20 protein-coding genes, 1 pseudogene and 1 riboswitch are annotated in these 21,877 nt (G+C 72.8%); of the genes and pseudogenes, 5 read left to right on the top strand and 16 right to left on the bottom strand.

The genetic code is table 11. The annotated features are described in order from the left end of the window. Positions 1 to 168: 168 nt before the first annotated feature. The 7 genes from EMA17_RS21880 to lipP1 all read right to left on the bottom strand — a co-directional run bounded on the left by EMA17_RS21880 (position 169) and on the right by lipP1 (position 8,185). A complete protein-coding gene (locus EMA17_RS21880) occupies positions 169 to 1,182 on the bottom strand; it encodes an aldo/keto reductase (RefSeq protein WP_126638768.1) in 1,014 nt (337 codons plus the stop codon). A gap of 66 nt (positions 1,183 to 1,248) precedes the next feature. Continuing rightward, positions 1,249 to 2,376, bottom strand: a complete 1,128-nt coding sequence (locus EMA17_RS21875) for a zinc-binding dehydrogenase (protein ID WP_246126812.1) — start codon at positions 2,374 to 2,376, stop codon at positions 1,249 to 1,251. A 22-nt stretch (positions 2,377 to 2,398) separates the two neighbouring features. Continuing rightward, a complete protein-coding gene (locus EMA17_RS21870; protein ID WP_126638767.1) occupies positions 2,399 to 3,271 on the bottom strand; it encodes a branched-chain amino acid ABC transporter permease in 873 nt (290 codons plus the stop codon). Between the two features lie 34 nt (positions 3,272 to 3,305). Beyond that, on the bottom strand, positions 3,306 to 4,484 hold the full coding sequence (locus tag EMA17_RS21865) for an ABC transporter substrate-binding protein (RefSeq protein ID WP_160161494.1): 1,179 nt from the start codon (positions 4,482 to 4,484) through the stop codon (positions 3,306 to 3,308). A gap of 136 nt (positions 4,485 to 4,620) precedes the next feature. Further along, on the bottom strand, positions 4,621 to 6,435 hold the full coding sequence (locus EMA17_RS21860) for a branched-chain amino acid ABC transporter ATP-binding protein/permease (RefSeq protein ID WP_126638765.1): 1,815 nt from the start codon (positions 6,433 to 6,435) through the stop codon (positions 4,621 to 4,623). Continuing rightward, on the bottom strand, positions 6,432 to 7,238 hold the full coding sequence (locus EMA17_RS21855) for an ABC transporter ATP-binding protein (RefSeq protein WP_174861413.1): 807 nt from the start codon (positions 7,236 to 7,238) through the stop codon (positions 6,432 to 6,434). The genes EMA17_RS21860 and EMA17_RS21855 overlap by 4 nt, the downstream gene beginning before the upstream one ends. Beyond that, positions 7,235 to 8,185 carry a LipP1 family hormone-sensitive lipase gene (lipP1, locus tag EMA17_RS21850; RefSeq protein WP_126638764.1) on the bottom strand — a complete coding sequence of 317 codons (951 nt, stop codon included), beginning with the start codon at positions 8,183 to 8,185 and terminating at the stop codon, positions 7,235 to 7,237. Before lipP1 ends, EMA17_RS21855 begins: the two co-directional genes overlap by 4 nt. Positions 8,186 to 8,277: 92 nt before the next feature. Here lipP1 and EMA17_RS21845 point away from each other — a divergent pair, with 92 nt between their 5' ends. Together EMA17_RS21845 and EMA17_RS21840 are read left to right on the top strand one after the other, a co-directional pair. Next, complete coding sequence (locus tag EMA17_RS21845) at positions 8,278 to 9,708, top strand: amidohydrolase (protein ID WP_126638763.1); 1,431 nt, start codon at positions 8,278 to 8,280, stop codon at positions 9,706 to 9,708. 77 nt (positions 9,709 to 9,785) lie between these two features. After that, the gene (locus EMA17_RS21840; RefSeq protein ID WP_126638762.1) at positions 9,786 to 10,343 is read left to right on the top strand and encodes a GNAT family N-acetyltransferase; all 558 of its coding nucleotides are present in this window, start codon (positions 9,786 to 9,788) and stop codon (positions 10,341 to 10,343) included. 892 nt (positions 10,344 to 11,235) lie between these two features. Here EMA17_RS21840 and EMA17_RS21835 read toward each other — a convergent pair. The 4 genes and pseudogenes from EMA17_RS21835 to EMA17_RS21820 form a co-directional block, all read right to left on the bottom strand. Then, the gene (locus EMA17_RS21835) at positions 11,236 to 11,760 is read right to left on the bottom strand and encodes a GtrA family protein (protein WP_126638761.1); all 525 of its coding nucleotides are present in this window, start codon (positions 11,758 to 11,760) and stop codon (positions 11,236 to 11,238) included. 178 nt (positions 11,761 to 11,938) lie between these two features. Beyond that, positions 11,939 to 13,210, bottom strand: coding sequence for a hypothetical protein (locus EMA17_RS21830; RefSeq protein WP_170222202.1), 1,272 nt, complete (start codon positions 13,208 to 13,210; stop codon positions 11,939 to 11,941). 5 nt (positions 13,211 to 13,215) lie between these two features. Next, positions 13,216 to 13,714, bottom strand: a pseudogene (locus EMA17_RS21825) (SigE family RNA polymerase sigma factor); the annotation flags it as partial. Between the two features lie 173 nt (positions 13,715 to 13,887). Beyond that, positions 13,888 to 14,130 carry a hypothetical protein gene (locus EMA17_RS21820; RefSeq protein WP_126638759.1) on the bottom strand — a complete coding sequence of 81 codons (243 nt, stop codon included), beginning with the start codon at positions 14,128 to 14,130 and terminating at the stop codon, positions 13,888 to 13,890. Between the two features lie 309 nt (positions 14,131 to 14,439). On the opposite strand from EMA17_RS21820, the gene EMA17_RS21815 reads away from it, so the two are divergent. Further along, a complete protein-coding gene (locus EMA17_RS21815) occupies positions 14,440 to 14,763 on the top strand; it encodes a nuclear transport factor 2-like protein (protein ID WP_126638758.1) in 324 nt (107 codons plus the stop codon). A gap of 93 nt (positions 14,764 to 14,856) precedes the next feature. On the opposite strand, the gene EMA17_RS21810 is transcribed toward EMA17_RS21815, so the two are convergent. After that, on the bottom strand, positions 14,857 to 16,185 hold the full coding sequence (locus tag EMA17_RS21810; RefSeq protein ID WP_126638757.1) for an alpha/beta hydrolase family protein: 1,329 nt from the start codon (positions 16,183 to 16,185) through the stop codon (positions 14,857 to 14,859). 287 nt (positions 16,186 to 16,472) lie between these two features. Between EMA17_RS21810 and EMA17_RS21805 the strand changes: the two genes are divergently transcribed. Further along, on the top strand, positions 16,473 to 17,837 hold the full coding sequence (locus EMA17_RS21805) for a cytochrome P450 (RefSeq protein ID WP_126638756.1): 1,365 nt from the start codon (positions 16,473 to 16,475) through the stop codon (positions 17,835 to 17,837). A 10-nt stretch (positions 17,838 to 17,847) separates the two neighbouring features. Here EMA17_RS21805 and EMA17_RS21800 read toward each other — a convergent pair whose 3' ends face one another. Then, positions 17,848 to 18,456, bottom strand: a complete 609-nt coding sequence (locus EMA17_RS21800; protein ID WP_126638755.1) for a hypothetical protein — start codon at positions 18,454 to 18,456, stop codon at positions 17,848 to 17,850. Between the two features lie 148 nt (positions 18,457 to 18,604). Then, positions 18,605 to 18,667, top strand: a riboswitch (guanidine-III (ykkC-III) riboswitch). Between the two features lie 12 nt (positions 18,668 to 18,679). On the opposite strand from EMA17_RS21800, the gene EMA17_RS21795 reads away from it, so the two are divergent. Further along, entirely contained in the window at positions 18,680 to 18,994 is a 315-nt protein-coding gene (locus EMA17_RS21795) for a DMT family transporter (protein WP_078981618.1), read from the top strand. Between the two features lie 78 nt (positions 18,995 to 19,072). Here EMA17_RS21795 and EMA17_RS21790 read toward each other — a convergent pair whose 3' ends face one another. The 3 genes from EMA17_RS21790 to EMA17_RS21780 all read right to left on the bottom strand — a co-directional run bounded on the left by EMA17_RS21790 (position 19,073) and on the right by EMA17_RS21780 (position 21,548). Further along, a complete protein-coding gene (locus EMA17_RS21790) occupies positions 19,073 to 19,396 on the bottom strand; it encodes a putative quinol monooxygenase (RefSeq protein WP_126638754.1) in 324 nt (107 codons plus the stop codon). A gap of 9 nt (positions 19,397 to 19,405) precedes the next feature. Continuing rightward, the gene (locus tag EMA17_RS21785; RefSeq protein ID WP_126638753.1) at positions 19,406 to 20,251 is read right to left on the bottom strand and encodes an SMP-30/gluconolactonase/LRE family protein; all 846 of its coding nucleotides are present in this window, start codon (positions 20,249 to 20,251) and stop codon (positions 19,406 to 19,408) included. A gap of 139 nt (positions 20,252 to 20,390) precedes the next feature. Further along, positions 20,391 to 21,548, bottom strand: coding sequence for an alpha/beta hydrolase family protein (locus tag EMA17_RS21780; RefSeq protein WP_246126811.1), 1,158 nt, complete (start codon positions 21,546 to 21,548; stop codon positions 20,391 to 20,393). Positions 21,549 to 21,877: the final 329 nt, after the last annotated feature.

The raw sequence follows: 21,877 nt of genomic DNA, 5'->3' as shown, positions 1-21,877 counted from the left end.
CCCAAACCGACCAACACCAAACGCCGCCCGGACTCCCCCTACAGCCCGGCCGGCGTTTGAGGCCACCCCAAACCGACCAACACCAAACGCCGCCCGGACTCCCCCCTACAGCCCGGCCGGCGTTTGAGGCCACCCCGGGTCAACCGACACCCGGCGTCGGCCGAACCCTCACGGCCCCTCCGGGGACACCACCTCGCGATCCGCGTAAAACGGCACCAACCGCGCCCGCAACGCCGTCGCACCGACCTGCTCCAACAGCCGCAACCCCCCGATGTTGTCGGCCAGCTGAGACACCTTCGTCGCACCGAACAGCACACTCACCGTCGCCGGATGCGACAGCGCGAACGCCACGCACACCTGCGCCGCCGTCGCACCCAGATCCGCCGCCACCTCGGCGATCCCGGGCGCGGAGGCGATGATCCGCTCCCGCACCCCGCCCGGATCCCGCCCGATCTCCCGCGCCGGCGCCACCTTGCCCGCCAGAATCCCGCCCTCCAGGACATCGGACGCCTGCAACGACAGCCCCGCCGCGAACAGTTCCGCGAACGGCGCACCGTCCGCGATCGAGCGCCGACACGGGCTGTACTTCAGCTGCGCCACCTGCGGCCCCGGCGACCCGGCGGCGAGCGCGTGCCCCCCGATGGTCCGAATCGCGGTCGCCGACCAGTTGTTCACCCCCCAGTGCCCGATCAGCCCGCTCTTCTCCAACTCGGCCAGATCCCCCGCCAGCCGGGCCAGATCCAGGTCCGGGTCACGGATGTCCCCCAAGATCGCCAGGTCGGCGTGATCCGTCCCGGCCCGGAACATCGCCCGCTCCACCTGCTCGCGCAACGACTGCGCGGGATACCCCTCCAACCAGATCTTGGTCGACAACTGGTAGTCCGTACGGGCCAGTCCCGCCGCCCGCACGATCGCCGAGAACAACACGTCGGTGAACACCGGACGCTGCCCGGGGATCCCGTACACCGCGACGTCGAAGAGGTTGACCCCCCACTCCACCGCCTGCGTGACCAGGTCCACCGCGTCGTGGAAGTCCATCCGGTCGTAGGTGTGCCACGACCCCAACGACAACAGCGGCACCTGCGGCCCGTCCGCGCCCAACCGACGCCGCGGCACGATCGCATCGGAGCCCGCACCCCGCCCGCCGTCCACCGACGCCGAGTCCTTCGAAGTCTCACCCATTGCAATGGTCCTTTCGGCACCGCGAGCATCGTCGCGGGCCATCGATCTCGGGGACGATACGGGACGTCACGGCAGCCAGGGGTGCACGACCGCCTTGACCTGCTCCTGCCGATACATCGCCGCGAGCGCATCGGTCGCGCCCGACAGCCCGACCGGAGCGGCGAACAGCCGATCCCACGCGAACCGGTCCCGGAAGTCGCGCAGGAATTCGACGGCCCGGTGGTAGTCGCCGACATCGCCGTTGAGCGAGCCGACGACGGTCAGTTCCTTGCCCATCACGGTCCCGAGCGGCAACCGCTCCGGGGTGGGACCGGTACTGCCGACGATCACGAACGTGCCGCCGAACGCGGCGAGATCGACCGCCTCCGCGCCCACCCCCGGCGCCCCGGCGAGGTCGAGCACCAGATCCGCGCCGCGCCCCCCGGTGGCCTCCTGTACCGCCTCGCGCCGCTCGGCCGCGTCGACCGCCAGGCCCAGGGTCAGGTCCGCGCCGAACTCCCGGGCCAGGTCGAGCCGGGCATCGGGCGCGCCGATCGTGATCACCGTCCGGGCCCCGCTCGCCCGCGCCATCGCCCCGGCCACGATGCCGAGCGCCCCGGCGCCCTGTACCACCACCGAGGCCCCGGGCCGCACCCCGCCGGCCCGGTCGAACGCGTGCAGCACGGTCTTGACCGCGCATCCCGCGCACGCCGCCCAGGTGTCCGGCACGTCGTCCGGGATCACCACCTTCTCCGCGCGCGGTCCGACGTAGGCGAACTCGGCCAACCCGGCCGTGGCGTACGGCCATTGGTCCGCCCGCTGCCGGAATCCGTAGCCCCGGTCCACGCACCCCACCGGCCGGCGCAGCACCGTACAGGCGTAGCAGGTCCCGCACGTGGACTCGGACCAGCCGATGCGGTCGCCCACCCGCAACACCCGGCCGAGCGCGTCGGTGGCGCCCACCCCCACCGCCTCGACGGTGCCGGTCATCTCGTGGCCGAGCACCATCGGCAACATGCCCGGGAAGCTCATCGCGCCGCGCCACAGGTGCACGTCGGTGGCGCACAGCGTGGCACAACCGATCCGGACCAACACCGCGCCGGGTTCGCAGCGTTCGGGCAGCCCGATCTCCTCCAGGGTCAGCGGTTCCTCGTGTGCGCGCAACACCGCGGCGCGGGTGGAGCCGTCCGGGACGGCCCGGGTTCCCATGATCATCAACGCTCTCCGGTTCTTTGTGTCATCGACTGTGCGCGGTGTCCCACACCTCGTGCCGGCTGCGCCACCACAGCAGCACCAGGATCACCAGGAAGGGGATGACGCCGCGGTATTCGCGCACCTCGCTCAGCGAGGCGGAGACGCCTTCCAGGCAGCCCAGCAGCAGCCCGCCGCCCAGGGTCAGCGGCAGATTGCGGAACCCGCCGACCATGGCGACGGCGAGCGCGGTGACGATCAGCTTGCCCAGGGTGGAGAAGTCGCCCCCCAGGCGCGGCGCGACCAGGATGATCACCAGCGCGGTCAGCGCGCCGATCGCCACCCACACCGCGGTGGCCAGGCGCGGCGCGGAGATGCCGACCACCTGGGCGGTGCCGGGCCGTTCCGACAACGCCTGCAGGCGCAGCCCGACCAGCGTCCGGCGCAACATCACCTCGACGCCGACGGTGATCACCACCGCGAAGGCGAGCGAGACCACCACGGCCCAGGAGACGACCACGTCGCCGATCCGGAACACCGCCCCGTCGAAGGGTGCGGGGAAGCGGCGCGCGCCGGTGGAGGTGGCGCCGAACAGCCGCAGCCCCACCGCCATCACCGCGACGTAGACGGCCACCGTCACCGCGGCCTTGGTGCGTTCGTTGTGCTCGCCGAACCAGCGGATCAGCACCGCGCCCAGCACGCCGGACAGCGCCGCGCTGACCGCCACGCCCAGGAACAGCGCCGGCCACACGTTCAGGCCGTCGTCGGTCAGCGACACCATGGTGAAGGCGCCCATCGCGCCGACCGCGGCCATCGCGAAGTTCACCACGGCCACGAGTCGGTAGGTCAACACCACGCACAGTCCCAGCAGGGCGTAGCCGCCGCCGCTGCTCAGGCCCGCGATCACAGAGTTCAGCATGTCGACACCTCGTTCTCGGGCGGTCCGCGCGGGGCTACTTCTTGCCCGGCACGATGAAGCCTTCGGGCAGTACCTGCCACTTGCCGTCGACGGCCTTGACGAACCGGCTGCCCTGGACCGGGTTGTGCTTGTCGTCGGGGCCGAACACCCAGGGGGAGCCGACCATCGGGTACTCGATCGGGCTCATCTTCTTGAACGCCTCGGTGACCGTCTTACGGGTGATGTCGCCCTTCATGCCCTTGAGCACCTGGACGAAGACGTCGGCGGCCATCACCGCGCCCTGGCTGAACGCGGTGCGCTGGATGCCGCGCTTGTCCATCAGTTCGGCCCAGCGCGCGTTGCCCGGCAGGGTGGTGTCGGTGTACGGCTGCCATTCGGTGCCGACGTAGGCCCGCATGCCCGCGGGCACCAGTTTGGCGTTGGCGTCGGTGTAGCTGTTGGCGCCCATGATGAAGTCGACGTTCTGCATGCCCTGGGTCTGCGCCTGGGCGAACCAGGGGCCGACCTGCGCGTTGTAGAGCACGGCCTGGCAGCCGGCCTGCTTGGCGGCGATCAGGTGCGGGGTGGGGTCGCCCTCGCCGACGGCGGTGTCCTTGGCGGCGAGTTGTTTGCCGGTGAGGGTCTCCCACTCCTTGATCGCGTCGCTGATGCCGCCGCCGCTGCCGGGCAGGGTGGTGTAGTAGAGACAGACCTTGTCGTGGTGCAGCGTCTCGGAGGCGTAGTAGAGCATCGCGGTGAGCAGTTTGAACGGGCCGGGGTTGACCGGTGCGATGTCGGGGCTGTTGAAGCACGCGGGGTCGACGCCGACGGCCGGGATGGAGATGATCTTCGCGGTCTTGTACGCGGCGCGGTTGACCCCGCAGTCGACCGCGCTGGAGGAGCCGACCAGGGCGACCACGCCCTTGGACTGCACGAGTTCGACCTCGTTCTCGGTGGAGCGTTGCGGGTTCATCGCGTCGTCTTTGCTGATCAGTTCGAGTTTGCGGCCGTTGATCCCGCCGGCCGCGTTGACCTCGTCGAAGACGGCCTTGACCGCCTGCGGGACCTCGGGGGTCTGGAACAGCCCGGTGACTCCGTTGATCGAGCCGACCTTGATGGCGCCTTTGGTGGAGCCGCCGTCGTTGCCGTCGTCGGCGGCGCAGGCCGTCGCGGCGAGGGTGAACGCGAGCGCGAGCACGGCCGCGGCCGGTCGGCGCACGAGGGAACGCTTCATGGGAACGTCCTTGTCTTCGTGGGGGAATGGATCGGCACGGGTCGATCCGGTCGAAGGCATGCCGGGGGAATCCGGGTCTGCGGCGCGAGCGGGCGCCGGCCCGGGGGACGCGAATGGGTCGTCGGTCGGCCGACGTTCAGCCGGTCGGGGTGACGATCGCGGTCGAGGCGACGGCGTCGTCGGGGGTGTCGGAGCTGCCGAGGTAGGCGGCGGTGACCGCCGGGTCGCGCAGGACCTGTTCGGTGGGTCCGGTGGCGATCACGTGGCCGAAGTCCAGGACGGTGACTTCGCGGCACGCGACCCGCACCAGTTCCATGTCGTGTTCGACCAACAGGACGGACACGCCGTAGCGTTCGGGTACCCGGGCCAAGCGCTCGGCCAGGCGCCGCGATTCGGCGGCGGACTGTCCGGCGGCGGGCTCGTCGAGCAGGGCCACCGTCGGTCGGGCGGCGATCGCGGCGGCGACGTCGAGCAGGCGCCGGGTGCCGGCGTCGACGATCGAGACGGGCAGGTCGCCGACGGGACAGCCGAAGAATTCGAGCAGTTCGTCCGCCTCGGCCCGCTCCAGGCGGCGGCCTGCGCCGATGTCGAGGTATTCGTACTGGGTGAGTTCGGGTGCGATCAGCGTGGTCTGGAAGGTACGGCGCAGGCCGCGGGCGGCGCGCACCTGCGGGGCGAGTCGGTCGATCGGCGCGCCGTCGAGGCGGACCGTGCCGGGCAGGGTGCCGAGGAAGCCGCCGACGGCGGAGATGAAGGTGGACTTGCCCGCGCCGTTGGGGCCGATCAGGCCGACCACGGTGCCGGCGGGGACGGTGAGGTCGACCGCGTCGAGGGCGGTGACCGGGCCGTAGCGCACGGTCAGGCCGGTGACCTCCAGGGCGGGCCCGGTGCCGATGGGCCGGGCCGGGGCGCCGACCGTACGCTCCGCGGGCGGGCCCGCGTCGGCGCGTTCCCGGTCGGCCGCCGGGGCGGCGTCGCGTTGTTTGCGGGCCTTGGCCAGGCGTTTGCGGTTGCGGGTGAAGTCGGTCTGGCTCATCCCGCTGCGCAGCGCGAAGATCGGCACGATGCCGAAGACGATGCCGCCGAGGTCCTGGGGCAGTCGGACCTTCTCCAGGATGGTGGCCATCGCGGCGCCGAACACCCCGCTCATCAGGGCGCCTTCGGGGTGGTGCGGGCCGATGAGGATGGCGATCGCGAACAGGGTGACGGATTGGCCCATGGCGAAGTTGCCGGCCACCACCAGGCCGAGTTGGCCCGCCATCAGGCCGCCGCCGACCCCGGCGACGAAGGCGCTGATCGCGAACGCGGCGAGTTTGCTGCGGGCCACCGAGATGCCGTGCGAGGCGGCCATGCGTTCCGAGTGGCGCAACTCCAGCCAGGATCGGCCGAGTCGGGTCTTGTCGAGGGCGGCGAGGGCGAAGGCGATCACGGTGAAGACGATCACCACGAGCACGAAGTAGTTCGCGTTGGTGCTGAAGGCGGCGGGTCTGGCCACGGTCTTCAGTTCCTCGGTGCCGGGAAACTGCTTGGCGCCCAGCACGATGTCGGTGGACACCGCGGCGCCGAAGGTGATCACCGCGAGGTTGACCCCGCGTACCCGCAGCGCGGGCAGGCCGATCAGCATGCCGACCGGGGCCGCGGCGAGGCCGCCGAGGATCACCCACACGATCAGCCCGCCGGGGGCGTCGGCGAGGTTGAGCCGCATCACCACCCACGCGCCGATCGCGGCGAAGGAGAGTTGACACAGGGACATCACGCCGGCGCGGCCGACGATCACGCCGTAGCTCTGCATCACGACGGCGCCGATCACGCTGGTGATGGCGAGGTAGAGCCAGTAGGGCGACAGGATCGCGGGGACGGCGACGCAGGCCGCGGCGGCCAGGGCGATGCCGATCACCGCGCGGCGCGGGTCGACCAGGTCCGAAAGGGTCTTCGCGGCCCGGGACTTCATCGGGTGCCACCGCCGATCGGGGTGTCGAGCGGGTGTGGGTCGCAGGCGTGGTCGGCGGGCTCGGGGCCGGCCCGGTCGGGTGTGGTCGAGCCGAAGTAGTACTCGTGCAGCAACTCGTGCCGGCCGCGCAGGTCGGCGCAGGGTCCGTCGTGCACGATGCGGCCCTTGCGCAGCACGTAGGCGTGGGTGCCGACGTCCAGGGCGAGGTTGGCGAACTGTTCGATGAGCAGTACGGCCAGGCCGGCGGCGGCGAGTTCGCCGACCACGCGCATCAGCCGGCGCACGATCAGCGGGGCCAGGCCGAGCGACATCTCGTCGACCAGGACCACCTTGGGGTCGGTGACCAGGGCGCGGCCGAGCACGAGCATCTGCTGTTCGCCGCCGGAGAGGTGGCCGGCCTGGAGGGTGCGTCGGCGGGCCAGTTCGGGGAAGAGCCGGTAGACCTGATCCGGATCGCCCGCACCGGCCCGGGCGACCAGGAGGTTCTGTTCGACGGTGAGGGTGCGGAAGGTGGTGCGGGCCTGTTCGACGTAGCCGACGCCGGCCCGGGCGCGTTTGTACACGGGCAGCTTCTGCACCGGGCGGCCGGCGAGTTCGATGGTGCCGGCGGTGGTGCGCACCAGGCCGGCGATACCGTCCATGAGGGTGGTCTTGCCCGCGCCGTTGGCGCCCAGGAGCACGGTGACCGCGCCGGGGGCCACATCCAGCGAGACTCCGCGTACCACGGGGATCTCGTCCCGGTCGATGTCCACCTCGCGCAGCCGCAACACGGGTTCGGTGCCGGCGGGGCTCTCGGTGCTCACCGCGCTCTCCCGTCGAACGTGTCCCGCAGCGCGCGGATCACCAGGTCGTGCGCGCGCCGCGCGTCGGTGAGGTCGGTGGCGAGCAGGCCGAAGAAGCCGTGGATGAGCCCGTCGAAGCGCACCACCTCGACCGGGGTGCCGGCCGCGCCCAGCGCCCGCGCGTACTCCTCGCCCTCGTCGCGGAGCACGTCGTATTCGGCGCCGAGCACCAGCGCCGGCGGCAGGCCGGAGAGGTCGTCGGCGCGCAGCGGCAGCAGGTAGGGGTCGGTCAGGTCGGCGGCGTCGCGCGGGTACTGGGTGAAGAACCAGTCCATGCTCGCCTTGGACAGGAAGTAGCCGTCGGCGAAGTCCCGATAGGAGGGCCGCCCGTCGTCGGGATGGCCGACCACGGGCGAGACGAGCACCTGGAGGGCGATCGGCGGGCCGGCCAGGTCCCGACTCATCAGCGCGACCACCGCGGCCAGGTTGCCGCCGGCGCTCTCCCCGCCGACCGCGATCCGGTCGCCGTCCACGGATCGGCGGGCGCCGTCCTCGTGCAGCGCGCGGACCACGGCGTAGCAGTCCTCGGCGGCGGCCGGGTAGGGGTTCTCCGGGGCCAGCCGGTAGTCGACCGAGACCACGACCGTCTCGGCGCCGGCGCACACGGTGCGGCAGGCGTACTCATTCTCGTCCAGACAGCCGATGGTCCAACCGCCGCCGTGGAACCAGACGAGCGCGGGGAAGGGACCGGCCCCCTCGGGGGTGTAGATCCGGACCGGGATGTCGCCGCCCGGCCCGGGGATCGTGGTGTCCTCGACGGCGCCGACCGTCGGCAGGTCGGCCGGCATGGTCCAGGTCTGCGCGAAGCCCTCACGCATGGCCTGTGCGTCGAGGGCGAGGGGGGCGGGGCCGGATTCGCCGATCCGAGTGCGCTCGATGATCTGCTGGGCTTCCGGATGCAAGGGCACCGTATGCCTCCCAATCGACTCGCAAATCGTATCTGATTGCGTGTACGGTATGGGCTCTCGAAGGACCTGTCCAGATCCCAGGAGGAATTAAGGTGCGCAACCGCGAATCGTGGAACGCCCGCCGCCCGGCCGCCCCCGCCGGCGACGCGCCCGCCGACCTGGTCCTGACCGGCGGACGTGTACACGTCTTCGACGAGGGCGACCACCTCGCGCAGGCGATCGCGGTGCGGGCGGGTCGGATCGTGCGGGTCGGCCACGACCGCGAGGTCGCCCCGCTGATCGGACCGGGCACCCGGGAGATCCCGCTGCGCGGGCGCGCGGTGTTGCCGGGCATCAACGACTCGCACCTGCACGGGGTCTGGCTCGGCGCGATGTGGCCGCACCTGCTGATGGACGCGCTCACCGCGGGCGCCGCCGACACCCCGCCGCCGCCCGCGCCCGCGCTGCGCACCTCGGCCGACCGCCGGGCCGCCATCCTGCGCACCCGCGACCTGCTGGCCGCGCTCGGCGTCACCAGCTACACCGAACCCGGCCTGGGCCCGGGCGAGGACGGCGGCGACACGGGCTGCTTCGGCTCCGCCGCGCTCGCCGACTACGCGCAGCTGGCCGCCGAGGGCGAACTCGCGGCGCGGGTCACCGCGTTGCTCCTGTTCGGCGAGCTGGACGGCCCCGGCTCGGCCGACGCGTTCAGCGCCGGACTGCGCGAATTCGCCGCCCCCGCCGAGGTGCCGGGCTGGTTCCGGGTGGCCGGGGTGAAGATCTTCGCGGACGGCATCCCGCCGATGCGCAGCGCCTGGGTGTGCGAGCCCTACCCCGACGGTACGCACGGCGGCCTGCTGATCGACGGCGACTCGGCCGAGCAGCGGCTGCACCGGCTGACCGGGATGATCCACGCCGCGCATGCCGCCGGGCACCAGATCGGCGTGCACTCCACCGGCGACCGCACCTCGGCCGCCGTGGTCTCCGCCCTCGGCGCGGCCCTGGCCGACGACCCCCGGGCGGCCCGGCACTACCTCATCCACGGCGATCTGCTGCCGCCGGGGACGCTCGCCGAGATGGCCGCGGCCGGCATCGGTCTCAACACCCAGCCCGGCATCGCGGTGGCCACCCGACACCTGCTGCACGACACGCTCGGCGCGCACACCCTGGCCCGGATGTGTCCCACCCGCGACGCGCTCGACGCCGGCGTCGACGTCTGCCTCAGCTCGGACTCCCCCGTGCTGACCCCGGACTGGCGCCGCGGGGTGGTCGCCGCGGTGACCCGCGCCGGCGTCGACGGCTCGGTCTGCGGCGCCGACCAACGCCTCGCCGTGCGCGAGGCGTTGCGGGCGTACACGGTCACCCCCGCCCGCCAGGACGGCGCCGAGTCGTGGAAGGGCTCGTTGGAACCGGGCAAGGTCGCCGACCTGTGCGTACTCGCCGCCGATCCGCTGCGTGTCGAGGTCGAGGCACTGCCCCAGGTCCCGATCGAACTGACGGTGGTGGACGGGCGGGTGGTGTACGAGGCGGCGAGTCGGGGGTGAGCGGCGGGCCCGGGGCGACGCCCTCGGCCTCGTGCGAAGATCACGGTGATCGAGAACGGCCACCGTGGAGGACGAGTATGTTCGCGATATCGCTGGGCGACGGTGCCGAACTGCGCCCGCTGGAGCCTTGGCGGGCCGAGGAGTTCCTGGCCCACATGGATCGCGGCCGGGAGTTCGTCGGCCGGCACATCGGCCTGGCCGACGTCACCTCCGACCTCGCCGGGGCGCGTGCCTGGCTCCAGTCGTACGCCGACAAGGCCGTCACCGACACCGGCCGGCTGTACGGCATCTGGCTGGACGGCCTCCTCGTCGGCGGCGTGCTCTTCCGGACCTTCGACGCGGCCGCCGGCACCTGCGAGGCCGGTTGCTGGCTGGAGCCGGCCGCCGCCGGGCACGGTCTGGCCACGCGCGGGTCCCGGGTGATCATCGACTGGGCGATCCGTGAGCGCGGCATCCACCGGGTCGAGTGGCAGGTGTCCGACCGGAACGCGCCGAGCATCAACGTGGCCAAACGCCTCGGCATGACCCGGGAGGGCGTGCTCCGGCAGAACTACCTCTACCGCGGCGAAAGGCAGAACACCGAGGTCTGGGCCGTACTCGCGCACGAATGGCTCGCCGCGAACGCCCTCGCCTGAACCGAAGGCCCGAACCGACGGAACCCCGACGGCCACCCCGAGCGCGATCCCGATCGGCGACACCTGGCGGCGCAGCGCGCGCCGCGGGTCCGCGCCGCGGGCGGTCGCCGCCGCCACGGTCGAGCGCAGGCCGAGCGTCAGGTGCAGCGCGGCGAGGGCGGTGGCCGTCGTTCCGAAGTCGACGTAGGTGGTCGACGCCTCCAGGAACACGGCGGGGACGGCGAGGATCCCGAGCCCGGCGAGCGTCGCGTGTGCGCGCCGGGCGCCGGCGGTGCGGGCGATCCCGGCGGTGGCGACCGCGCCCAGGGCGAGGAAGGGCAGTCCGGACGCCCAGCCCAGGCGGGTATCGCCGAGGAACGCGCCGGTGAACCCGGTGAGCAGTTCCTGGCCTTGGGGATACACGTCGGCCCACAACACCTGTGGGGTGTGGCCGACATACCCCTGCTGCAGCCAGATCGCCGGCCCGGGCTGGTGGTACCACAGCCCGTCGTAGTCGAGCGGACCCAGGAACACGGCCAGCGCGCCCCGCCGGCAGTACTGCGCGCCCACGAGCACCGCGACCGCCACGACCGCCGGATGCCGCCACGACCGCCGCACCCGGGGGGCGAGCGTGCGCACCAGGTCCCGGCCCCGCCGGCGCTCCCCGTCGACGCGGGCCCGCCGGGTCGCCGCGATCTCCATCGCCGCGACCACGAGGGCCGCGACGAACAGGGGGACCGCGTCCAGCCGGCGCAGCAGTGCGCCGACCAACAGGGTCAGTGCGGACAGTTGGGCCGTGGTCAGCAGCAGCCACAGCAGTACCACGTCCACCGCGCGGCGCACCCGCTCGCGCACGCCAGGTGCCCGCATCCGGCGAGGGTGGCCGCGAGGGCGATCACCAGGGCCGCGGCGTTCACCGCGGGCCCGACGTCGCGTCGCGACGCACGTCCGCCGGGGCGGGGGCGATGCCGGTCGCCGGGGCGGGAGCGGTCTCGGTCGCCGCGCGGAAGACCCAGGTGCGGTAGCCCCAGAAGCGGAACCCCGTGGCCAGGCCCATCCCGATCACGTTGCCGGAGAGGTTGTCGGCGGGCAGGCTGTCGAAGCCCAGGACGTGCCGCGACACCCACAGGCAGCCGACCTGGACGACCAGACCGCCCAGGCTCCAGCCGATGAACAGCAACAACTGCCGACCCGAGTCGTGCGCGGCGCCCGACGCGGTGCGCTCGCGGTAGGTCCACCGCCGGTTCCCCAGGTAGGCGACCATCGTGGCGACACTCAGCGAGATCGGCTTCGCGGGCAGGGCGGAGACGTCCAGGAGGGCGCGCAGGACGTTGAACGGGACGACGTCGACGCTGTAGCCGACTCCGCCCACCACCGCGAACCGCGATACCTCGGGGACGAATCCGCGCAGGTGCTTCGGTGGTGCGGGGAGGATCATGAGCGGTCTCGTCAACCTCGGGGAGTCGGATGCGGGCGCGCCGGTCGCGGGGGCCGCACGCCGTTTCGGGCAGCGCGGGGCCCACCCCCGGCACCTGGTCGGCGCCGGGGGCAACGCGGTTCTTCTTATGGGGAGTTCGGTGATCAGGGCGCGGGTCGGGGACGACCGGCGCGCGTGGTCAGCGGGTGTCCCAGCGCGGCGAGGCCGCGATCACCTTGAGCACTTCCAGGTCCAACCCCGGGGAGTCCGCGGCGAGTTCGCCGTAGGACGTGGTGGACTTGGCGGGCGGCGCGTCCACCTCGAACCGGATGCGCAGGCCGTGCGGCCGGTACACGATCAGACTCGGGGGCACGACCCGTCCGTCCACGTTCCGCTTGAGATCGACCACGGCCGGGTTCCCGTCGGGCAGGGTCACCTCACCGCCGGTCCCCTCCGGTCGGCCGGGCGGGCAACCCTGCCCCTCGCCGGGGGGAGTCGGATCGACAGCGACGGTCAACAGGTGCCGGCCGCCCCCGACCTGCACGACGAACTCGCCGTTGCGCGAGTCCCCGTCGCGGGACGTCAGCCGAATCCCGCCGGGCAACAGGGCCGGAACCAGGCCCAGCACCTGCTCGCCGGCCGTCGGCTCCGCGGCGATCACGGGTGCCCAGACCGGGCTGCGGGCGATGTCGGTGATCTGTTGGATGCTCATGTTCGGCCCGCCCACCACCTCTCCGGAGTCGTCGTACGCGCCGGAGACCCGGACCCCGACCATCGCCCCGTCGGCCCGGGTGTGTACGACGCTCCACTCCGCGTCCGGACTCCCGGGCTTCTTCGTGGACTTGCGTACGGTCAGGGTGCCGCCCTCGGGCCGCGGCTCCCGGACGCACTCGTTGTCCGGGCGAACTCCCGTGCAGTAGGCATGACTTCCCAGCTCGATCCGGCTGCCGGGGACCGGCCGGGAGATCGACACGATCAGCGACGACTTGCCCGCGGCCGTGGCATACGTCCCGGAGACCTCCGCCTCGGTCCGGAGCACCATGGGCGCGTCGGCCTCGAAACGGCTTTCCGCGCCGGTCAGCACCCCTTCCGGGGGCAGCACCTTCGTCAGGTACGGCACCAGTTCCCGGCGCACGTCGCCGGCCGAGGGGAACCGGGTCCGGTCGGCCGAATCCGACGACGAACGACCGAGCCCGCCGTCCGTCGCGGCCCATCCCCCGACGCCCGCCGCCACCAGCACCAACGCCATTGCCGACCGACGCAGGGTACGGGCCCGTCGGCGCCGCCGGCCTCGGGCGAGCGACCGCGCCACCAGGTCGGAGGCGGGCGCGGGGAAAGCCTCGACGACGGAGCCCAGCGCCGCGGGCAGTTCGCGCTCGTACCGCTCGAAGTCCTCGTCGGTGAACACGGCCACCATGTCCTCTCGATCGCGATCGCCGGGGTCGGGGGAAACGGTCGGGTCGGTCGGCATGTCGTCGCCAGGTCCCGCAGTTCGTTCCCGAGCAGTGCCCGCAGCCGAGCCGGCGCCCGTTTGGCGCGGACCGGGACGTTGCCGGGCGCGATGCGCAGGATGTCGGCGGTGTCCTTGATCGAGTAGTCCTCCCAGTAGCGCAGCACCAGCACCGCCCGATCGTTCGGGGACAGCCGGTCCAGGCCCTCCAGGAGGGTCAACCGCAGTTCGATGTCGGTTCCGTCGGGCGACTGTCGGTCCGGCACGTCGCCGGGCGGGCCGCTCCGACCGGCGCCGGAGGCGGCGGGCGGACAGGAACGTCCGTACCAGTGTGGTGTGCGCGTAGGCCATCGGCGCTTCCATGCCCCGCACCCGACGCCACACCGGGAACAACTTTCCGAAGGTTTCCTGGACCAGGTCCTCGGCGAGATGCCAGTCTCCGGTGAGCAGGCAGGCGGTACGCAGCAACTGCCCGCTGCGTGCGTGCGCGAACTCCTCGAAATCCGCGGCCATGCTTCTCGACATGGAGCCTCCGTACCTTGGCGTCGCACGAGTAACGCCACGACCCGCGGGTTGTATGACACCCGCGCCGAAGATTTTTCGGCGGGTGTCGGCCGCGGCTCCAGGGGGCTCCGGTCCGCCCCTCCCGGGGACGCCGAGGGGAGGCAACACCCCGGATCAACCGGGATGTACGGCGATCATCCCGGCTCCGCCCGATGCAGGGCGTGCCGCAGTGCGTGGACCAGCGCGCCCGCGTCGACGGACGGGTCCAGGTGCCCGAGCGGCGGGAGGTGGTCGGCGGCGAACGGATCGGGGGCGGGCACGGGGGCGGCGACGGGTCCCGGGGCGGGCACGGCCTGCGGATCCAGGCGGGCCAGGGTGTCCTCGATGGCGTCGATGAGGCTGCTGAGCGCCTCGTCCAGCGATGCCGGTGCGGTCATGGACGGTTAACGAGTGCCCGGTTCACCCGAAACGGCGTACCGTCCGGAGCCATCCGATCGACTGCTTTCCCGTCACTCCCACGGTGCCGCTCCCCGGGGGACGCTACGACTCCCACGACCCCTGCCGGCCGCGGCGACGGCTCGGTCCGCGTCCGGACCGGCGAGGGCTTCCACGGCGACACCCGGGAGCGGACCGCCCGCGGTGTGGCCACCGGGCGCGGCGGGTTTATCGGGCCCGGTTGCCGGGGGACTCGTACCGGGCGTCGGTGGCGCTTCCGCCACCGGCCGTTTGCCGTTCAGGAGGTTGTCGTGACCATCGCCCCCGGGAAGCTGTCGGATCCCATCGTCGGAGCCTTCGTTTCCGCCGTGAACGCACACGACAAGGCCGCCTTCGTGGCATTGATGGCGCCCGGGGCGACCATGTCCGACGACGGAACGGATCGCGACGTCGACGACTGGGTGGATCGTGAGATCTTCTCGTCGAACGGGCACATGAGCGTGCGCTCCGAGACCGACGGCGGACGAGCGCTCGTCGTCGACTACCGCAACGACACCTGGGGCGAGATGCGCACCGCCTGGCGCTTCACCGTCGAGGACGGCCTGATCACCCGCTTCGAAACGGGCCAGGCCTAGGGTCGTGTCTTCGATCCCGGCGGGGAATCGAAGACACGACCCCGGCGAGCCGGCGCCCCCGCGCGACGGCGGCCCGGCTCGCGGTCCGCGCGGTCACCCCGCTCGACCGGCGAGTTCCCGGAACCAGCGAAGTGCCGCGGCCGTGCCCAGCCGATTCGAGCCGGCGTGGTCGACATCCGCCCCGAATCGGGTCACCCGGACGTCCACGCCTCCGGCCCGCATCGCCGCCCGGCAGTGGGCGGTGTTCGCGGGTGCCGCCTCCTCGTCCCCGGCCGCCACGTACAGCCGGACCGGCACCCGGGGCCGCCAGTCGGTGCACACCGCGTCGGTCTCCCGCAACGCGGCGGCCAGTGCCCCGGTGGGTCGCTCGAGCAGCGCCCGGCCCTCTTCGGTCAGCAGTTCGTCGAGGGAGTTCGGGGTCGCCTCCAGGATCTCGTCGTCCCGGTGCGAGCCGTCGAGCAGGCCCTCGATGGTGTCCGCGTACCGGCTCCGGAAGACGTCCGCCGGGGTGTCGTAGATGTGGTGCAGGCGGTTGAAGGCGACCAGGAGCAGGGCGCTGTAGAGCACGCGCGGCTTGTCGGCCGGCTTGCCGCCGAGCAGCGCGGGCAGTTGCACACCGCCGAAGTCGTACGCGCCGCTGATCGGGGCGATCGCGCCGACCCGGAACCACGGATCGGCGCCGGATTGCAGCGCCCGGGCCAGCCCCAGCGCGGCCGACGCGCCCTGCGAGAAGCCGCCGACATACACCTCGCGCGCCGTCGTGTGTCCGTGCCGGCCGATGAACTCGCGGGCCGCGCGCAGCAGATCGAGCGACGCGGTGGTCTCCGAGGAAATGTCCATCCAGGGGTGCGGGCCGGGCCCCTCGCCCTGGCCGAGATAGTCCGGCATGGCGACCGCGAAACCGGCCGAGGCGTAGGTCAGCGCCGGGGCGATGCCCCAGGTCTCGTCGCTGGTCGACGGCGCGTCGCCGCGGTACAGCTCGGTGCCGTGCGTGTACGACACCACGCGCAGCCGCCGCTCGCCGTGGACCGGCAGCGCGAGCAGTCCGGTCGCGGTGGTGGGGCGCCCCTGCGCGTCGACGGTGCGGTAGACGAGGCGGCGCAGTACGACGTCGTCGCGTACCGCGCCGGCGTCCCATCCGTCCTCGACGAGCGCACGCGCGGCGTCGGCCGCGGAGACGGTACGCAGGTCCACGACGTCCACGAGCGTGCCGCGCCCGCGCGCGTCGGCGGCGGCGACGGTGTCCGGCGCGGCGGGGGTGTCGGCCCGGGCGCCACCGGCGAGGGGGACCACCGACAGCCCGGCGAGGGCGAGGCCCACCACGATCCGGCGACCGGTGGACCGGGCGAAAGAGGGCTTGACGAAAGGGGGCTTGGCGGCAAGGGAGTGGGCACCGTCGTGCGATGCCGTGTGCTTGGTCATGGCTCGACGGTAGATTTCGCGAACTCGGCCGGGCAGCCGGTCGGCCGGGGGACGCCACGGCGGCATGCCCGGCACCGAACACCCCGGCGAACCCCGGGCGCCGCCCCCGGGGCGTGCCGGGTGGACACGGCGCGGATCCTCGGTCCGCGACCACGCGGGCGCACACCCGACACGCCGCCGTCCCCCGACGCCTCCGCCGATCCGCGCTGCCGCGCTGCCGGAATGGGTAGGACACCGCACGACACGCACCGAAGCCGAACCCGCCCGAATCCCCAGGGAAGTGCCCCATGTCGACGGCTCCCCACCCGCCCCGCGACCCGGCGTCCGTCGCCCGCGCCGGCCGGGCTCCCGGCGCCTGGCCCGTGGCCGGGCACCTCCCGCACCTGCTCCGCGCGCCGCTGCGCTTCCTCGGCTCGTTGCCCGCACACGGCGACCTGGTCGAGATCCGGCTCGGCCCGCGCCCCGCGTTCGTCCTGTGCCACCCCGAACTCGCCCGCCGGGTGATGAGCGACGGCCGCACCTTCGATCGCACCGGCCCGCTCTACGAGGGCTCCCGCGCCGCCCTCGGCAACGGCCTCGCCACCTGCCCGCACGCCGACCACCGCCGCCAACGTCTGCTGATGCAACCGGCGTTCCGCACCGAGCACCTGCCCGGCTACGCCGCGGCGATGAGCCTCGAAATCGGCATCGCGCTGGATCGGTGGCGGCCGGGCACGACCGTGGACATGGTCGACGAGATGTTCGCGCTCACCACCACGGTGGCCGTCCGCACCCTGTTCGGCTCGGGGATCGACGACCGCGCCATCGCCGAACTGCGCGACAGCCTGGACACGTTCCTCAAGGGCGTCTATCTGCGCGCCCTGCTGCCCGCCGTCGACGCGGTACCGACCCCGAGCAGCCGCCGCTACCGCCGGGGTCTGGCCGGCTGGCGCGCCCACGTGGCGCGCATCGTCGCCGACCGCCGGGCCGACGGCGCGGCCGGCCACGATCTGCTCGCCCGCCTGCTCGCCGCCCGGGACGACGACGGCGGCGCGCTCGGCGAGAGCGAACTGCACGACCAGGTGGCGGTGTTGATCCTGGCCGGCGCCGAGACCACCTCCTCCGCGCTGGCCTGGTCCCTGCATCTGATCGCCGGCCACCCCGACGCGGAACGCGCCCTGCACGCCGAGGTCGACGCCGTCCTCGGCGGACGCGTCGCCGGCCCGGACGATCTGCCCCGTCTGGAATGGACCGGCCGGGTCGTCCGCGAGGCGCTGCGCCTGTACCCGCCCGCCTGGGTGCTCCCCCGCACCACCACCCGTGCGGTCGACCTCGCCGGCCGTCGACTCCCCGTCGGCAGCACCCTCGTGTTCAGCCCGTACATCCTGCACCGCCACCCGGACTTCCACCCGGAGCCCGAACTCTTCCGCCCCGAACGCGAGTACGCCGACGGCACCGCTCCCGGCGCTTGGTCGCGGTCCGCGTTCGTCCCCTTCGGCGCCGGCCCCACCAAATGCGTCGGCGACGCCTTCGCGCTCACCGAGAGCATCCTGGCCCTGGCCTCCATCGCCGCGCGCTGGCGACTGCGCCCGGCCTCCGCCACGCCGGTGCGCGCCGTCCCGCGCAGCGTGCTGACCCCGCGCACCCTCCCGATGCGCCTGATCCCCCGCTGACCCCCGCCGCTCAGCCCCGCTCCGCGACCCGCTCCCCCATCGGCCCGAAGATCGATGCCCAGTTGCCCGGGAACCCCGGCACCGCCGCGGACAGATGAAAGCGCACGACCGTCCACGCGTCGGCCCCGGAGCCGTCCCCGTCGCGCCGGATCACCTCCAGGCAGTGGTCGACGCAGTCGTTGACGTCGTCCTCGTCGAACCCGAGTCGGTCGTACGCCTCCCGTACCTCCGTCGGCAACGACCGCGACTCGTCCCACCCGGCGACCGCGTCGAACAGGTAGAGCAGGTGGCTTCCGGGCTCGGGCAGTTCGGTCCGCAGCCTCGCCGTCTCGAACTCCCGGTGCACGTCGTCCGGGACCAGGCCCGAGAGCGTCACCGCCGCGTCCACCGACTCGGCCCAGTAGGCCGCGTCGTGCTCGCCGTCGGTCTGCCGCAGATGCGCGCTCGCGAACGCCGCCATGACCCGCGGGTCCTCGATCAACGGCGAGACGACCATGTCGCTCTGGTAGTCGAAGCCGAACCAGAGCCGACGCCCGTCGAGCACGAGCGATTCGATCCCGGCCACATGGCCGACCCGTCCGGGCAGCGGCTCGGGGCATTGCGCGGAAGTGATGTCCATGCCGCAGACCGTACCGGCGCTCCCCGACGCCGGCCCGGATCCCCCCGGGGCACCCCGACGCCCACCGGGTGATCCCGGTCACCGGCGGCGGCCGGGACTGGACACGGCGGCTGTTTTGTGCGCCGTCGCGGGCGTGCGAGAGTGGTTCACGGAGCCCGAACCGGCTCCCGGACGAGGCGCGCCGTACCCGGTCAGGACAAGACGGTGTCAGGGAGTGCTCGTCATGGCCTGGATCGTGCTGATCGTCTCCGGTGTCCTGGAAGCCGTCTGGGCGACGGCCCTCGGCAAGTCCGCCGGTTTCACCCGCCTGTGGCCGACCGTCGTCTTCGGTGTGGCCCTGACCGCCAGCATGAGCGGCCTCGCCTACGCACTGCGCGACCTGCCGGTGGGCACGGGCTACGCGGTGTGGGTGGGCATCGGCGCGGTCCTGACCGTCACCTACGCGATGGTCTTCGACGGCGAGGCGTTCTCCGTCGTCAAGCTGCTCCTGCTCGCGGGCATCGTCGGCAGCGTGGTGGGCCTCAAGGTCCTGCACTAACGCATTGCCGACAGACCCCGGCGCCGGACATCCGCGGATGTCCGGCGCCGTCGCGCGGCCCGGGGCATCGGCCGCCCCTCAGTCGATCCGCAGTTCCCCCATCGCGCTCCACCCGTTCGCATCCGGGATCACCGTGCTGACGATCTCGGGCGTGTGCCGAATGAGCGGCCGAAACCGCTCCAGCGCGTCCTTGAAGTGGTCGGAGCCGACGTGCGCGGCGGCCGCGTCGTCGCGGAACGCCTCGACCAGCACGTACGTGGTCGGATCGTCGAGACTGCGCGACCACTCGAACCACAGGTTGCCCGGCTCACCCCGCGTGGCCTCGGTGAACGCGGCGGCGTGTCGCGGCCACTCCTCGGCGTGCTCGGGCTTCACCGGGAACTTCACCACGATAAAGATCATTCGGTAACTCTAGGTCGTCACCGTCGCCGCCGATACCGGCGCCGCGAGCAGTTGGCCCGTTCGGGGGCCGGCCGTCGGGTCGCTCATGCCGCGCCACTCGCGGGCGACGATGTACAGCGTGCGCCCGTCGGCGTCGAGCACGCAGGAGAAGCAGCCCCGGTCCAGGTCGAGCGTCGCCGTCACCTCGCCGCCCTCCCGGACCCGGACACAACGTTTGTTCGGGACGTCCGCGTACCAGACGGCCCCTTCCGCATCGAGGCAGATCCCGTCCGGGACGCCCGTGCCGAGGTCGGCCCACACCCGGCGGCGCGACAGGCCGCCGTCGGCGCCGATGTCGAAGGCGGTGAGGCGGTTGGCGTAGGACTCGGCGACGATCAGCGTCGTGTCGTCGGGGGTCACGGCCATGCCGTTGGGGAATTCGACGCCCTCGGCGACCCGACGTACCGACCCGTTCTCGGCGATCACCGCGACAAAGCCCGGGCGCGGCGCCTGCCCCGTCGTCGGGTCGAAGCCGGCGCCGTCGACGAACACGTTGCCCCGCCCGTCCGCGACGATCTCGTTGAAGCCGCCGCCGACCCCGCTCAGATCCGCGTACGTCGCGAACGAACCGTCCGCCTCCGGCGTCACCACCCGCGCCTCGCTCGACGAGACGATCAGCAACCGCCCGTCCGGCGCCCGGTCGAAACACATCGGCAGCGACGGGAACGGCACCCGCACGACCACCTCGCCGATCCCCTCCGGATCGACCGCGACGATCTCCCCCGTCCCCCAATCGGCGAACCACGCCCGCCCGGCGTGCCATCGCGCGGACTCGCCGAAGACGATGCCCTCTCGCAGAACCGTGCTCCCGGACATCGCCCACGCACCCTTCTCGACACCACGCTCGAAACCGTCGCCGGCCCCGATGCCTGTTCCCACCTCTTTCCCGTATGGACCCTCGCCGGCGGCGGAACTCATCGCGGTCGCCGCGCCGACCCGCCGCCCGGTCGCCCCGCTACCCGACGAACCGAACCTCCGGATACGCCCTCGACGGCCGGTCGAGCAGATCGCCCGACCGGCCGCGCAGGTGCCGGTCGAAGAACGCCCGCACGTAGGCGCGGGTGATCGCGGTGGCCCGGTTCCCGCCGAGCGTGCCGTACTGCCAGGCCGCCTCCTCGGGCGGCACCTCGTCGCGAATCCCGAACCGGTCCACGATCCACGGCATGTCGCAGAACGTGTAGTGCCCGCCGGTGGGCACGTCGAGCCAACGCCTCGGGCCGGTCAGCCGGTCCCACATGCCCCGCCAGTTGGCGTCGGGGGTGCCCGTCCGTACCCGTTGGGCGCCGAGCAGCAGTATCGGGCGGTCGATGCCCGCCGCCGGGGGTTCGGTCCAGAAGTCGCCGTCGAGATCGACGGCGGCGTCGACCCGGCGATCGGTGCGCAGCGCCTCGACCGCCGCCGCGCCGCCCATCGAGTGGCCGAACACGCCGATCCGCCGCGCGTCGACGGACAGTCCCGCGTCGGGCGCGGTCAGCCGGTCGATCACGAAGCCGATGTCGGCCGCCCGGGTGCGCACCACGCGTGCGTCGTCCGGGATGCCGACGCAGATCCGGCACGGCTCGAGTCGACCGTCGGGAAATTCCACCGGGGCCTCGTAGGTGTGGTCCACCACCGCCACCACGTAGCCGTACGAGGCGAGTTCCTCGGCGGAGGCGGTCAGCGAGGTACGGCTGCCGCCGAACCCCGGGGACGCCACCACCAGCGGCGCGGGCCGGCGGCGCGGCGGCGCGTCGAGGATCGCCTGCGTCCGCACACCGGCCAACACGTCGGATCCGAAGACCGCCCCGGACAGCGCCGCCGACATGTACGGCGCCCGGGCCCGTGTCGTGCCGGCCGTCGGGTACCACACGGACACCATCAACTCCCGGGCCGAGGCCGCCGGGTTCCACGGATCGGACCGCGAACGGTCCACCATCCGCAGCGACTTCGTCCCGATCGCCGACGACCCCGTCGGCTCCGGCACCTCGACCCGCGGTGGCCGGTCCCGCACCGGCAGGGCCGCCGCGGGGGAGGCGACCGTCGACACGATCGCCGACAACAGCGCGACGAGCAGCACGAGCCGCGCCACACCCGGGCGCACCGCCCCGAGCACCGATTCTCCCGACATGGGCATGGGCGGACGCTAGCCGGCCGTGGATCCGGCGGACAAGGGAATCCGCGAGGTCGGCACATCTCCGCACATCCCCGCCCCGCTTCATATAACAAATCGGTAACGGGTCCGGACCGGAAGTTCTCCCGTTGTTCAACCCGTCGACCGCCGCCCGTGGATGGCCGCACCCCCGCCCGTTGCATCGTGGTTCCCGCACGCTTCCGCAGGACTCCGAAGCCCATCGCAACCGGGGCCGACGGTCCGGCGGTTCGAGATGTACCCGGCATCGCCCGATGCCGGTGGCACTCGACGAAACACAGCCGGGCCGATCACGAGAACGTGATCGGCCCGGC

This window comes from Embleya hyalina (assembly GCF_003967355.1).
Classification (GTDB): domain Bacteria; phylum Actinomycetota; class Actinomycetes; order Streptomycetales; family Streptomycetaceae; genus Embleya; species Embleya hyalina.
The sequence above is the reverse complement of the archived record's forward strand: the minus strand, read 5'-3'. Positions and strand labels throughout refer to the sequence as shown.